Source organism: Vibrio sp. 1580 (assembly GCF_033340055.1).
The window spans coordinates 161,182-174,700 of record NZ_JAWOVT010000010.1 but is presented as its reverse complement, the minus strand read 5'-3'; the positions used below and the strand labels follow the sequence as shown (position 1 = coordinate 174,700).

The 13,519-nt window shown below is 42.2% G+C and carries 12 protein-coding genes; 8 read left to right on the top strand and 4 right to left on the bottom strand.

The genetic code is table 11. From position 1 onward, the window contains the following. Positions 1–49: 49 nt before the first annotated feature. The 5 genes from rlmKL (at position 50) to rmf (ending at position 6,427) form a co-directional block, all read left to right on the top strand. Positions 50–2,170, top strand: coding sequence for a bifunctional 23S rRNA (guanine(2069)-N(7))-methyltransferase RlmK/23S rRNA (guanine(2445)-N(2))-methyltransferase RlmL (gene rlmKL, locus R7093_RS17055; protein WP_053350765.1), 2,121 nt, complete (start codon positions 50–52; stop codon positions 2,168–2,170). Positions 2,171–2,191: 21 nt separating this feature from the next. Beyond that, a complete protein-coding gene (locus R7093_RS17050; protein ID WP_017821808.1) occupies positions 2,192–2,434 on the top strand; it encodes a glutaredoxin family protein in 243 nt (80 codons plus the stop codon). Further along, a complete protein-coding gene (locus tag R7093_RS17045; protein ID WP_005377449.1) occupies positions 2,412–4,331 on the top strand; it encodes an ABC transporter ATP-binding protein in 1,920 nt (639 codons plus the stop codon). The genes R7093_RS17050 and R7093_RS17045 overlap by 23 nt, the downstream gene beginning before the upstream one ends. 7 nt (positions 4,332–4,338) lie before the next feature. Further along, complete coding sequence (locus R7093_RS17040) at positions 4,339–6,072, top strand: DUF3466 family protein (protein WP_005390080.1); 1,734 nt, start codon at positions 4,339–4,341, stop codon at positions 6,070–6,072. A gap of 181 nt (positions 6,073–6,253) precedes the next feature. Beyond that, a complete protein-coding gene (gene rmf / locus R7093_RS17035; RefSeq protein ID WP_318146753.1) occupies positions 6,254–6,427 on the top strand; it encodes a ribosome modulation factor in 174 nt (57 codons plus the stop codon). Positions 6,428–6,567: 140 nt separating this feature from the next. Here the strand turns inward: rmf and fabA are convergent, their stop codons facing one another. Together fabA and R7093_RS17025 are read right to left on the bottom strand one after the other, a co-directional pair. Then, positions 6,568–7,086 carry a bifunctional 3-hydroxydecanoyl-ACP dehydratase/trans-2-decenoyl-ACP isomerase gene (gene fabA, locus R7093_RS17030; protein ID WP_005390081.1) on the bottom strand — a complete coding sequence of 173 codons (519 nt, stop codon included), beginning with the start codon at positions 7,084–7,086 and terminating at the stop codon, positions 6,568–6,570. 70 nt (positions 7,087–7,156) lie between these two features. Next, positions 7,157–8,797 (bottom strand): Lon protease family protein, encoded by a 1,641-nt coding sequence (locus R7093_RS17025; protein ID WP_005377458.1) that lies wholly within the window; start codon positions 8,795–8,797, stop codon positions 7,157–7,159. Positions 8,798–9,007: 210 nt separating this feature from the next. On the opposite strand from R7093_RS17025, the gene matP reads away from it, so the two are divergent. The 3 genes from matP (at position 9,008) to R7093_RS17010 (ending at position 10,222) form a co-directional block, all read left to right on the top strand. Beyond that, a complete protein-coding gene (gene matP / locus R7093_RS17020) occupies positions 9,008–9,457 on the top strand; it encodes a macrodomain Ter protein MatP (protein ID WP_005396497.1) in 450 nt (149 codons plus the stop codon). A 15-nt stretch (positions 9,458–9,472) separates the two neighbouring features. Next, positions 9,473–9,784 carry a DUF3634 family protein gene (locus R7093_RS17015; protein ID WP_005377468.1) on the top strand — a complete coding sequence of 104 codons (312 nt, stop codon included), beginning with the start codon at positions 9,473–9,475 and terminating at the stop codon, positions 9,782–9,784. Positions 9,785–9,898: 114 nt separating this feature from the next. Then, the gene (locus tag R7093_RS17010; RefSeq protein WP_065274540.1) at positions 9,899–10,222 is read left to right on the top strand and encodes a hypothetical protein; all 324 of its coding nucleotides are present in this window, start codon (positions 9,899–9,901) and stop codon (positions 10,220–10,222) included. Between the two features lie 353 nt (positions 10,223–10,575). Here the strand turns inward: R7093_RS17010 and R7093_RS17005 are convergent, their stop codons facing one another. Together R7093_RS17005 and R7093_RS17000 are read right to left on the bottom strand one after the other, a co-directional pair. Further along, the gene (locus R7093_RS17005; protein WP_047102304.1) at positions 10,576–12,297 is read right to left on the bottom strand and encodes an ATP-binding protein; all 1,722 of its coding nucleotides are present in this window, start codon (positions 12,295–12,297) and stop codon (positions 10,576–10,578) included. Continuing rightward, positions 12,287–13,468, bottom strand: coding sequence for an FIST signal transduction protein (locus tag R7093_RS17000; protein ID WP_017634895.1), 1,182 nt, complete (start codon positions 13,466–13,468; stop codon positions 12,287–12,289). Before R7093_RS17000 ends, R7093_RS17005 begins: the two co-directional genes overlap by 11 nt. Between the last annotated feature and the right edge of the window lie 51 nt (positions 13,469–13,519).

Here is a 13,519-nt window from a genome sequence, read left to right as displayed (position 1 = left end):
CGTAAAGTCAGGTATAATTGAAGCCATTTTTTATCAGCGAAAGAACACTATGAATCAATATCTCGCGGTAACTTCAAATGGCATGGAAAATTTGCTTGTTGAAGAACTGACTAAACTAGGCATTGAAAATGCGAAACCAGTACAGGCAGGCGTAAAATTTAAAGCGACAAACGAACAGGTTTATCGCTGTTGTTTGTGGAGCCGTTTAGCGTCTCGATTTGTACGTGTTTTATCTGAGTTCACGTGTAACAACGACATGGACTTGTATCTATCCACTTCCACTATTAACTGGGTTAACCAATTTCATAGCTCTAAACGCTTTGTTGTGGACTTTAACGGCACAAACCGTGAGATTAGAAATAGCCAATACGGAGCTATGAAGGTCAAAGATGGCATCGTAGATTGCTTTGAGAACAAAGGCTTGCCACGTCCTAATATCAGCAAAGAACGCCCAGATATTCGTATTCACGTTCGTTTGCATAAAGATAAAGCGTTGCTTGGGGTAGACATGGTAGGTAGTGGTCTTCATCAGCGTGGTTATCGACCAGAATCGGGTCGTGCGCCATTACGTGAAACGCTTGCTTCTGCGATTATCATGCGTTGTGGCTGGGATGGGCATCAACCATTACTCGATCCAATGTGTGGTTCTGGTACTTTGCTTATTGAAGCGGCAATGATGGCAGCCAACATGGCACCTGGCGTTAAGCGCAAACAATGGGGCTTCGAAGTTTTGGAAGACTTTGAACCGGAGACCTGGGCTGAGATTAAATCAGAGGCTAATGTTCAAGCTAGACGAGGTGTCAAGAAAGTTGACGCTAAGTTTTTTGGATTCGATAACGACCCCAAAGTATTAAAAGTCGCTCAAGAAAACGCCCGCAGAGCAGGTGTTGAAGAGTTGATTGAGTTTGCGCAAGGTGATGCTGCAACTATTACTCGTCCCGCAGGATTTGAACACGGTGTTATCGTTTCAAACCCACCTTACGGTGAGCGTCTAGGAACTGAGCCGGGGCTGATTGCGCTCTATACCGCGTTCGGTGGACAGCTAAAATCTGAGTTTGGCGGATGTAAAGCATCTATCTTCTCTAGCTCAGACGAGCTCTTGAGTTGCCTTCGTATGCGCGCTGATAAACAGTTTAAATTGAACAATGGTGCGTTACCGTGTCACCAAAAGAACTACAGCATTGCCGAGCGCAGCGCTGATGAAGTGAAAGGTGCAGATACTAACGTTCAAATCGCACCAGACTTCTCAAACCGTTTGAAGAAAAACATTGGCAAGATTGGCAAGTGGGCGCGTAAAGAGAAACTAGACTGCTATCGTATCTACGATGCAGACCTTCCAGAATACAACGTAGCGATCGACGTGTACGGCGATCAAATTGTGATTCAAGAGTACGCAGCACCTAAGAACATCCCTGAAGAAAAAGCCAAGCGTCGTCTAACGGACATTATCCGTGCGACGATTCAGGTGACCGGTGTCGAAGCGAACAAAGTTGTACTGAAAGTTCGTGAGAAGCAGAAAGGTCGAAGCCAGTACCAAAAATTAGGTCAGGTATCAGAGACGCTCGAAGTAAACGAGTACGGTGTGAAGCTGATCGTTAACCTTCATGACTACCTAGACACAGGCCTGTTCTTGGATCATAAGATCACTCGTCGTCGTCTTGGCGAAATGGCACAGGGTAAAGATTTCCTTAACTTGTTTGCTTACACTGGTAGTGCAACAGTGCACGCTGCAGTTGGTGGGGCGCGTTCCACTACAACTGTCGATATGTCAAACACCTACTTGAACTGGGCGAAAGACAATATGCAGCTTAATGGCTGTGTAGGGCGCCAACATAAATATGAACAAGCGGACTGTTTGCAATGGCTGGAAAACGCAAAAGGTGAGTACGACTTGATCTTCATTGACCCACCTACGTTCTCTAACTCTAAGCGTATGGAAACATCATTCGATGTACAACGTGACCACATTAAGCTAATGAAGAACCTCAAACGTTTACTGAGAAGTGAAGGCACAATCGTATTTTCAAATAACAAACGTCACTTCAAGATGGATGAAGAATCACTCGCTGAATTGGGTTTGAAGGCTCAGAATATTTCTTCTCAAACGTTACCATTAGATTTTGCGCGTAATAAACAGATTCATAACTGTTGGCTAGTAACGCACGCGTAGTATAAACAAAAGGATTAATACGTGCTGATATTGTATAGCACGGAGGGATGCCATCTTTGTGAGATGGCATTTGCTCTAGTAGACCAAGTCGGTTTGGCCGAGCAAACAGATATCATTGATATTGCGTTCGATGATGTACTATTTTCTCGTTACGGCGTCACAATACCCGTATTAAAATATCAAGATTCTGAGTTGAACTGGCCGTTTGACTTAGAACAACTCACACATTGGTTGGATAATAATGGCATTACTTACCATTCATAACGCACAACTTGCATTTGGTGACCACCCATTGCTAGACAAAGCGGAGTTCGCTCTTCAAGAAAACGAACGCGTTTGTTTAGTTGGTCGTAACGGAGCAGGTAAGTCCACGTTAATGAAAGTGCTTGCCGGCGACATTTTGTTGGATGATGGCAAGATTCAAATAACTCAAGACGTAGTAGTTTCTCGGCTTGAACAAGATCCACCGCGCAATCAAGAGGGTACGGTTTACGAATACGTATCTGGCGGTTTGGCTGAAATCGGCGAACAATTGAAGATTTATCACGATCTTCTCGATCTTGTTGCTCAAGACCCAAGTGAGAAGAACATTAACCGTTTGGCGAAAGTTCAAGAGCAACTTGATCATTCTAATGCTTGGCGCTTTGATGACCGTGTTAAGAACGTACTTGGCGCTTTAAAACTAAGCCCAGAAACCAAACTGACCGATCTATCCGGTGGCTGGCAACGTAAAGCTGCTTTAGCTCGTGCGCTGGTTTGTGATCCTGATGTATTGCTTCTTGATGAACCAACAAACCATCTCGATGTGACAACGATCGAATGGTTAGAGAACTTCTTAAAAGACTTCAAAGGCTCGATCATCTTTATTTCTCACGACCGTGCATTCATCAAGTCGATGGCGACACGCATCGTTGACTTAGATCGCGGTCAATTAGCTTCTTTCCCTGGTAATTACGAACAGTATTTGAATGACAAAGAAGAAATGCTTCGCGTCGAAGAAATGCAAAATGCTGAGTTCGATAAGAAACTAGCTCAGGAAGAAGTGTGGATTCGTCAAGGCATTAAAGCACGTCGTACTCGTAATGAAGGCCGTGTTCGAGCCCTTAAAAAACTTCGTGAAGAGCGTCGTGACCGCCGTGAAGTTCAAGGTAAAGTTAACCTAAACATCGATGATGCTTCTCGTTCAGGTAAGATTGTATTTGAAGCAGAAAATGTATCTTTTGCTTACGAAGGCAAGACAATTGTCGACGACTTTAGCTTTAACATCATGCGTGGTGACCGTATTGCACTTATCGGACCAAATGGCTGCGGTAAGAGTACGGTACTTAAATTGCTATTGGGGCAATTGGAAGCGCAGTCTGGTCGTTTACACTGCGGAACAAAATTAGAAGTCGCGTACTTTGATCAGTACCGAGAGATTTTGGATCCAGAAAAGACAGTGATCGATAACTTAGCGGATGGGAAACAAGAAGTAATGGTTGGGGGACGTCAGCGTCATGCGCTGAGTTATCTTCAAGACTTCTTATTTGCACCTAAGCGCGCCAGAACCCCGGTTAAGGCACTTTCTGGTGGTGAGAAAAACCGATTATTGCTAGCCCGTATCTTGTTGAAACCAAACAACTTACTTATTCTTGATGAACCAACTAACGATTTGGATATCGAAACGTTGGAACTTTTAGAAGAAATGCTTGCCAATTATCAGGGTACATTATTGTTAGTGAGTCACGACCGTGAGTTCGTAGACAACACAGTAACAACCAGCTGGATTTTTGAGGGTAACGGTATAATCGAAGAGTTCGTTGGTGGTTATCATGATGCTAAACAGCAGCGTGACCAAGTTCTTGCTTCGCGCAGTCAGGTTGAAAAACCAACGAAGAAAGAGAAAGTGGTTGAGGAAACTCCCAAAACTACGCAACCTAAGAACAATTCGAAGAAGTTATCGTATAAGCTGCAAAGAGAATTAGAGGCTCTACCAGCTAAACTTGAACAATTAGAGTCGGATATCGAGAGCCTTCAGGAGCAAGTGAACGATCCAGAGTTCTTTGCTAAACCTGTAGAGCAAACTCAGCCGGTATTGGAACAGCTTGCTGCACTAGAGCAGGAGTTGGAAATCGCATTCGAGAGATGGGAAGAACTCGAAGCAATGCAACAGGATAGTTAAGAATTCAATGAATTGTAGTAATAAATTCAAATTGACCGCCATTGCAATGATGGTTGGTACCACAATGAACGCACAGGCGGCATTGTATCAAGTTGTTGAGGTTTCACCTCAGGATCATGGTTCAAACGGTGACTACCAAACGGCTTACGGGGTTGCAATTCAACAGGGCGATGCAGGTACAGATCCTTCAACAGGTTCACCTTTCGCTTTAGGCTGCTTTGATGCAGCAGCAAACTGCACGCCAGAGCAGTTTAAACTTGCAATGGAAACTCGCACTACGCCGATTTCAGCGACACAAGCCGTGGATGGGAACAGCTATCGTGAAGAAATCCCATTCGGATTAGACGCTGGCTTTTATTACATCCAAGAACTCAAAGACTTTGAGCGTTACTGTTACAACCAGCTTCGCTATTCCACCTGTGACTCATGGGCTTCAGTAAACTGGACGCCGTGGAATAAAGAACGTAGTAAAGACTTTACTTCTAATGCGTTAGCGTTCATAGAAGAAGATTCTGCTGCTTATAAAAATGAATATAACAATGTTATCAACCAGCTTACCGAGGGTGGTGCAGCTGTCGGTAATCAGAGTAAAGTTAGCACAGAAAATACTTCTACATTAGAAACACGAAATACCGTAGTTGCACCAGTAGAGCCAAATATTCTTACTGGCGATAGTGACGCAAGTGTTGTGCAAAGCCATGCTTGGAGCACAGACGGCATTTTTACTGTTGGCAGTGTTTCTCGAACAGCAAGCAATACCAATGGTTCTCACCACACATCAAAAGCAGCGATTTGGGATCAAAGCGGAACCGTCAGTGAATTGGCTTGGCCTAGTGGCACATCTAAAGATGGAGAAAGGTTAGCTCAAGGGAGCATGCGTGACCTTGTCACTGATGGAACAACGGTCTATGGCGTAGGTTACAACACTTACAGTGATGATAACTACCTGAATGCGACTGTTTTTGTCGGAACTCTAGAAGCCGAAGGTAGCGTTGAAAACGCAACTTGGAAAAATAAAGTTGTTGTAGGAGCTAGACAGCGCGAAGGTGATGATACGGTTCATACAAACTCACGCTTAACCGACGTTAACTCTAATTTTGTTGCTATTGGTGAAGCGAAACGTTCGGGCGGATACTTAATGCCAACGGGCTCTGCTCCGAATCGTCTCTTTATCGTAGATGATGTTCGTAAGGATTCTATTAGCGCTTTTTACCCAACTACTGGCATTTTCTTTAGCGGTGCGGGCGGTAAGATGGGCGGTATCAACTCTTACAATGAAATCGTCGGGCAACTTGATGCGGAAACGACTCGTGAAGACGATGGCAAGCCACGTCGTAAGCGCGGTTTTATCTATCCATATAGCCTAGGTGGCGAGACTAGTGAACGTGCTGCAACATTGTTTAATGGAAAAGCTTGGTTCCTAGACAGTTTGACTAATGGCGGTGATTACTCTGAACAAAACAATCAGTTCCGTATTATCGACGCAACTGATATCAATGATGCAGGTGTGATCTCTGGTACTGCTATGAAATGTGCAGGTGGTTATAGCACAACAGCAAACAATGCGACATGTAGCTCTGAAGAGCAAATTGTAGCAGTCAAACTAGTACCTATTGCTGACGCAACTAAGGACGACATCGTATCTCGAAGCATTGACTCAACGACGACAGAGCGTCAAGGTGCAGGCCTTGGTTGGTTAGCTTTGACCATGCTTGGATTGTTTGGGTTCCGTAGAAAATAGTTAAAAATCGTCAGTAATTTTTAAATCAAGCAGAGGCTCACACATTTGAGTCTCTGCTTTTTTTATGCCTTGAGAAATTGCCTACTTTGATCGATTCTTATAAGTGGAGTCATAAAAACTCCATCAAAGTTTCACAATAACAGCTGTACGTTAGTAAATGGACCTGTATGAGGAATTAACTATGAAGAGACAAAAGCGTGATCGCCTAGAACGAGCTCAATCTCAAGGCTACAAAGCTGGATTGAATGGAAGGCCTCAAGAGGCTTGCCCATATCAACAAGTTGATGCTCGGTCGTATTGGTTAGGTGGTTGGCGTGATGCCAGAGATGAAAGACAATCTGGTCTCTACAAATAAACTCTCCACATACAAAAAGAAGGATTCGAAAGGGCTCTACGGAGCCTTTTCTACATTATAGGGACATAGGGAAGTAGGTTAACACTCGATAACAAAAAGGCTCCTAAATAGGAGCCTTAATAAATCGATTAAAATCGTGATTAGAAGCTTGAAGTGTCTTGGAACAAGCCAACTTTCAAATCTTTTGCTACGTAGATTTCTTTGCCGTCCACACATACACGACCGTCAGCCAAACCCATCACAAGCTTACGGTTTACAACGCGTTTCATGTGGATTTCGTACGTCACTTTTTTCGCTGTTGGCAGGATCTGACCTGTAAACTTCACTTCGCCAACACCCAGAGCACGACCTTTTCCTTTGCCACCAACCCAGCCAAGGAAGAAACCAACAAGTTGCCACATCGCATCAAGGCCAAGACAACCCGGCATTACAGGGTCGCCAGGGAAGTGGCAGTCAAAGAACCACAAATCTGGAGTAATATCCAATTCCGCCAAGATCAAACCTTTACCAAAATCGCCTTCAGTCTCAGACATTTTAGTAACACGATCCATCATTAGCATGTTTGGCGCAGGAAGCTGAGGGTAACCAGGCCCAAACAGTTCGCCTTGGCTAGAAGCAAGTAGATCGTCACGGTTATAAGAATCACGTTTGTTTTGCATTATCAATTACTCCAATTTTTGATAGCTGCATCTTAGTGAACACGTGTACGCTAAACAACTCCGATCAGTACTAGACAAACCAGTTTTTGATGCGCTGCACAATTCCTTCTGGATGCTCATGTCTTTCAAAGTTTTCAATACGTTCCGCTATTTTGCCAATAATGCTATCGTCTTCACCTCTAAAAGGTTTATTCATTACAATCGGAATAGCTTCATCTACGGTAGAAACGGACCAAATATGGAACTCACCATTTTTAATGCTTTCTATTACATCTTTATGTAATGCAAGGTGTTTAAGGTTTGATTTTGGCATCACAACACCTTGATTTCCTGTAAAACCTTGATGTTTACAAACCTGATAAAAACCTTCAATTTTTTCGTTCAAGCCACCAACGGCTTGCACTCGACCAAACTGATCAACAGCCCCTGTAACCGCAACTTGTTGATTAATTGGAGATTCAGATAAAGCACTTACCAAGCAACAAAGTTCTGCAAGAGATGCGCTGTCACCATCAACTTCACTATAAGACTGTTCAAATACGATGGAGGCTGAGTAAGGCAGTGGTTCATCCAGTTTCAGAGCAGAGCTCAAGAAAGCTTGCATAATCATCATGCCTTTTGCATGTAGATTGCCTCCAAGCTCAGCTTTGCGCTCAACATCGGAAACATCGCCATCACCAAAATGAATTACACAAGATATTCGCGCAGGCTCACCATAGCTGACAGGGTGCCCAGCCATATCAATAACGGTTAGGCCATTGATTTGACCAACTTGTTCCCCAGTTGTCTCAATGATGACTTGTCCATCTAAAATATCGTACACGGCACGCTGAGGAAGGTAAGATTCTCGGTAATACTTATCGTCAATCGCTTTATCTAACGACTTGTAATCTAATGCGTGGCCATCACTGAACTGGCTAGCAAGCGTTAGAAGTTGAGAGTGCCACATTACTCCTAAAGGCAGATAATGTTGATCTTCAGTAAATCTCATACCGGCCAGCAACAATCTTCTAAAACCACATTCAGTTAAGTGAGGCAGCTGATATTGAGAACATATCCAGTTCACTAAACCAAAGTAATCTGTCAAATTCTGCTCTGACAGATGAATATCTTCTTCAACTTCCGTATACATGGCAAAGCCAGAACAGAAGTCTTCATCGATGTATTCTAGCTCTGCTAACTGACTTCTTTCTCCTGTTACAATCAGTTTTACATCATAAGCTTTAGCTTGCGGTACTGAAGTAGGTAAACGAGTAGGGCTTAGGTTCAGTGGTTCGATAAGGTTTTGTTGAATTGCAGACTTTATATTTGGCCAAAGTCCTGGGTTAGCCAAAATTAGATTAGCCGGTACAATTAAGTAACCGTTATCTGCCTGTGAAATTAAACCAGGTTGGAAGGCAATATCACCACTTACATCAACACTGTAACGGTCAAATAAACGTTTGGCATCAAGTGATTCCGAAAAAACTATCGCAGCGTTAGACTGGCTCTGAAGAGCTTTACTGATGAACTCTCTATATACAGAATTATCTACGCAGTTAATGAGTAGTACTCGCGTCAATCCGGAAATTTTTGAAAAACGAGATATCGTTGCCGACATTCTCGGTTGGAGATCAGTAAAAGACTTCTTTGGTAACGAAGGTGCAGACTTTAAAAGTGCTTCGTACTGCTCAAGTGAAGGTGTTACGTCTTGCCAATTAAGTTGGTTCATTAAAATTCATCGTAATTCAATCTTGCCGACATTATAACGAAACGGACTATAACACCCTAGCACCAATTTGGTTTGCTCTCGGCATTCATCTCTCAATGAACAATACTTAGACAAATGAGTGATCAACATCGATACTTCTAAGAGTTTTATTTGCCCAAGTAAACCATCTGGGTTACGCTGTCACTAGGTTATGTTTATGGGTCGGAACAAATGAAATATCAGCAGCTTGAGAATCTAGAATGTGGGTGGAAATGGAAGTATCTCATCAAAAAATGGAAAGATGGTGAAGCGATTACCCGACATATTGATACAAGCGAAGCAGATGCAGCGGTCGCAGAACTAAAACGCCTTGAACACGAGCCTACACTTGTCTTAGCTTGGATAGAAAACCACATGTCAGAAGAGTTAGATAATAAACTCAAGCAGGCTATCCGAGCGAAACGGAAACGTCACTTCAATGCAGAGCAAGTCCATACAAAGAAGAAATCCATTGATTTAGATTACCGAGTTTGGGAAAAGCTTTCTAGTAGAGCGAATGAACTTGGTTGTACGTTATCTGACGCAATTGAATATTTGCTTTCCGAAGCGTCGAGAAGTGAAAAAGCGAGTCAAAAAGTTACCTCAATTAAAGAGGATTTGAGTAAATTGCTATCTAGCTAGGATAGGGAGTGCCAAATGTTATATGTAATCTTAATTGCAGCCATCGTGATCTTTTGGTTGATCGCAGTCGATAGGCCGGTGTTAAAAGTAAAGTTCGATAATGGCCATATTAGTAACGTAAAAGGGCATCTACCTCCTTCTTTCAAACACAACTTACAGGATATTAGTGAGCATAACCCGTTTACTGGTGAAATGAAGGTGTATAGCCAACGAACAGGAATGCGCTTAAGTTTTTCCAAAGGCATTCCCAAAAAAGTTCAACAGAGGATTCGTAACGTTTTTCCGCACCAGGGCTTCAAAGCAAACAAAGGCAAGAAGCGCGCTTAATTACATATCAGTTACTTCATCATGTTAAATGGGACGCAATGTGGCGTCCCATTTTCGTATCTACAGAAAAATTACTTATCATCGAACAATCAACAACATAAACGGACCAAAACGATGAGATACGTTGTAACTTTAATGATACTGATCTTTGCAAGTACTTCAGTTTTTGCTGACGATTCAGAAACGAACCTGTTGGCTAAAAAGATTAAGACTAAGCTTCAAAAGAAAGTAGACAATAAGTTTGATGGCTACCAAGGGTATTGTGACGTCATGATAGAAATGGAGCACAAAAGTAAAAACGCAGTAATAAAAAGAGTAACGGGCAGTGGTGACCAAAAAGTGTGTAGGTACGTTAAGTCCAACTTGAAGAAAGGAAAACGCTATCGTTACAAATACCCCGAAAAGTACATTCGCCTCCATATAACCACAGGCTTATAAATGTTTCAGAACGCAATTGAGCTCGTGATTTTTGGCAGATTTCGTTGCGGAGCGATTAGAGCGTCGGTTAAAGCCTCAAAAGCAAACAATGTTGTTAATCTTAGGAGGACATTTTAAAGTAGCTAAAACCGGACATTATTGCTTTGAGATCTCACCCCTTGGTGCGCATTATATGTGTTACGTTAAATTACGTATTGCTGTACGCTAAATGTTGTCTGAGTATGCTCCTATTCCCCTGCAGATTTTAAATTTAAGGGCTTTAGCATTAAACATAATGGTTATTTACCATAAAATACTTAATATAGATCTTAATAATCTATCGATTGTTAAGATCTATATTAACGCCTTTTTACTTATTGAAATGACCGTATAGCTTCAAAGATATCTTGTCTTCTAACAGGCTTGGAAATGAATCCGTCCATCCCGGCATCCAGGCATTTATCTCTATCGCTTTCTAGCGCATGTGCAGTTAACGCTATAATTGGAGTCTTGAGGCCTTTATCTCGAATAAGTCTTGTTGCGGTAATTCCATCCATCACTGGCATCGAGACATCCATGAGAATCAAATCGATTAAATCCTCATTCTCCTCTAAAAATGTTAATGCCTCTGCTCCATGGCTTGCGATATGAACATTATGGCCAAGCTTATTTAAGATAAGCTTTATTACGAACTGATTCGACTCGGTATCTTCTACGACGAGAAGTTCCATTGCTTTTGTCGGTTGATTGGTTTCGATTCTAACTGGACGATTTTGATTGCAACGAGTCAAAACTGGAATCGAAATCGTAAAGGTTGAACCAACATGCTCATCACTTTTAACGGCAATCTTGCCACGCATCATTTCAACTAAATGCTTGGTTATTGCGAGCCCCAGTCCTGTACCACCGAAGCGTCTCGTGATGGAACGGTCTCCTTGATGAAATGCCGTAAACAAGTGCTCTTGCTTTGCTTTAGATATACCAATTCCAGTGTCAGATATTGAGATCACAAGTTCAGCATCTTGCTCAGATACAGAAACTTTTACTTCACCTTCGTCTGTAAACTTTATTGCATTCCCTATTAGATTAAACAGAATTTGAGATAACCGCGTGGAGTCAATCCAAAATTGTTTGTCATTAGTGACAGTACAGTTGAGCTTGAATTTAAGATTTTTCTTCTTAGCGATTTGTTTTTGCTGAGAAATAACAAAAGTGACAGTGTCTCTTAAGTTAATCCATTGTTCATTGAGCTGAAAGCGACCTGACTCGATTTTAGAAAGATCAAGAATGTCACTGATTATCGCGAGAAGTAACTCTGCAGAGCACTCCATTTGGCTCAAAGCATCAATTTGTTCTTCTGACAAGGTTGATTGCTTCAGTATATCTAGCATTCCAAGAACGGAATTTAAAGGGGTTCTTATTTCATGGCTCATCATCGCTAAGAACTCCGACTTAGAGCGGTTCGCAAGCTCTGCTTCTTCTCTTGCTTTAGCGAGCTGAGTTGTTCTTACTTCAACGATACGTTGTAACTTCTCTTTGGTCTCGATATCAATGACCGCCCTTTCAATTAAGGGACGAAACCGCCTCAAGGTTTCCTTATTCTCTATGCTAAAGTGCCCTTTCTGAGCTCCAATAAGTAGGATTACGGTTTGCGTTACTTCTGAACGTATACCAGTTAAAACGACCGAGTTTACATGGCTTTTTATAAAGCTGTTTAAGTTAACAAACTCAGCGAGTTTATCTGGCTCGAACAGTAGAATGCATTCACCATTGAGAGCTCTTTGATAGGTGTTACCGTGTAACCAGGATACATTATCAAATACGCTATTAGTTGATATCAATGTCTTGAAGGGATATCGTTCACCATCACGAGTCAGTACAATAAAATCATCGAAGTTGATGTACTTTTTGAGGACATTGTTTAATCCCGTAAATATCTCATGCCGATTCTTTGCCTCACTCATCGCAGATATCGCGGAAAGAATGGCCTTGTTTTCATCAGCGAGTAGTCGTTCTCTTTGTCTAGCCTGCTTTAGCTCAACTAACGCTTCTTGAAGCGCTTCCTGTTGATATATGTCTAAGTATTTATCTTTCATAAGGTTTATGGAATATAGCCGATGAAATCATCAGGTTTCCATGTCCATTCTCACCACCAATAAATCTACCTTGCTCGCCGAAAGTAAAAGGGCAAATAAAAGGCAAATGTTCTAGTTCTTGGTTAATTTGTTCACAAACGCTATTCATGTCTTGCATTAAGTGCAACATGGGACCTGCGCAAAAGATATTTATCACTCCAATTTTTCGAGACTCTTCTAATTTTTGGTTAAAAGCGGCATTGACGACTTTTGCAGCGCGCGCAACGAGATGCTCACGACTTCCTTTCATTAATGTGAGCTCGTCACCCTCTTCTATTCGTGTAAACAACTCGATTCCACCATCTGGCGTCTCACGGATCGGATGGGATAACTTGTAATATGGGCGATCATAGAGATGACCTGCGATCCGCCCTAATGGATAAGCACTCGAGTTTGTAAACAGCATATTATCTTTACCTACTTGGTTATCCTGGTGATTTGTCCACCTTCTATAAACATTGAGCGCAGGTTCATTATCAATTTCAAGTAAGCATCTATCGTTGGTCTTGGTTGCAACACCTTTGATATTAGTTGGTGTATGCCCAGCGCTAAAAGCGATATCAACAGGTTGAGAGGAGTAAAAGAGAGTTAAGCTTAAACCTGAAGTTTGAGAGCCTTGGGCGGTTATCACAGACCATTTCCCAGCGATGTTATTATCAGCGGCCGAACCACCAATAATTGGAATTAGAGTTCCAAATCTTTCATCTATAGACGCAATGATTGATTCCTCTTGCCCTGGTGTAGCATGAAGTAGAATTAAGTTTGGTACCTCTCCTACACGGTTTGCGTTCTCAAGGGCCATATCCAAAGCCTTGGTGACGCTGTCACCTGAGTTGTGATTAGAAATACCAGTACCATAAGCATGAGGACCTGTATCATAAACAGCAAGTGCCGCAATTACTGGTCCTGTATGAAAGCCCTGATCTGTCATTACGGCTTGACATGAACTGGCGCCATGAAAAGGCACACCAGGAAAATGCGCAAGAAACGCTTCTCGAATCAACTCGAAATTGTATTCTTCCGTGTAGTAACACATCACGTAAGACAAGTTCTGTTGTGTCAATTCGGACCTGAGCGTTTTTATCGCTGAGTCTTCATCTTTAATATGAGTAAAAACTGATTGGCAATGCATACGATTTTATAATTGGATATCACTCTGCTGTTATACCATTCCAACCAATTT

Excerpts from the sequence above, each read along its gene's own strand:
- rlmKL (WP_053350765.1), top strand. The coding sequence starts at position 50 with ATGAATCAATATCTCGCGGTAACTTCAAATGGCATGGAAAATTTGCTT.
- R7093_RS17045 (WP_005377449.1), top strand. The coding sequence starts at position 2,412 with ATGGCATTACTTACCATTCATAACGCACAACTTGCATTTGGTGACCAC.
- R7093_RS17040 (WP_005390080.1), top strand. The coding sequence starts at position 4,339 with ATGAATTGTAGTAATAAATTCAAATTGACCGCCATTGCAATGATGGTT.
- rmf (WP_318146753.1), top strand. The coding sequence starts at position 6,254 with ATGAAGAGACAAAAGCGTGATCGCCTAGAACGAGCTCAATCTCAAGGC.
- fabA (WP_005390081.1), bottom strand. The coding sequence starts at position 7,086 with ATGCAAAACAAACGTGATTCTTATAACCGTGACGATCTACTTGCTTCT.
- R7093_RS17025 (WP_005377458.1), bottom strand. The coding sequence starts at position 8,797 with ATGAACCAACTTAATTGGCAAGACGTAACACCTTCACTTGAGCAGTAC.
- matP (WP_005396497.1), top strand. The coding sequence starts at position 9,008 with ATGAAATATCAGCAGCTTGAGAATCTAGAATGTGGGTGGAAATGGAAG.
- R7093_RS17015 (WP_005377468.1), top strand. The coding sequence starts at position 9,473 with ATGTTATATGTAATCTTAATTGCAGCCATCGTGATCTTTTGGTTGATC.
- R7093_RS17010 (WP_065274540.1), top strand. The coding sequence starts at position 9,899 with ATGAGATACGTTGTAACTTTAATGATACTGATCTTTGCAAGTACTTCA.
- R7093_RS17005 (WP_047102304.1), bottom strand. The coding sequence starts at position 12,297 with ATGAAAGATAAATACTTAGACATATATCAACAGGAAGCGCTTCAAGAA.
- R7093_RS17000 (WP_017634895.1), bottom strand. The coding sequence starts at position 13,468 with ATGCATTGCCAATCAGTTTTTACTCATATTAAAGATGAAGACTCAGCG.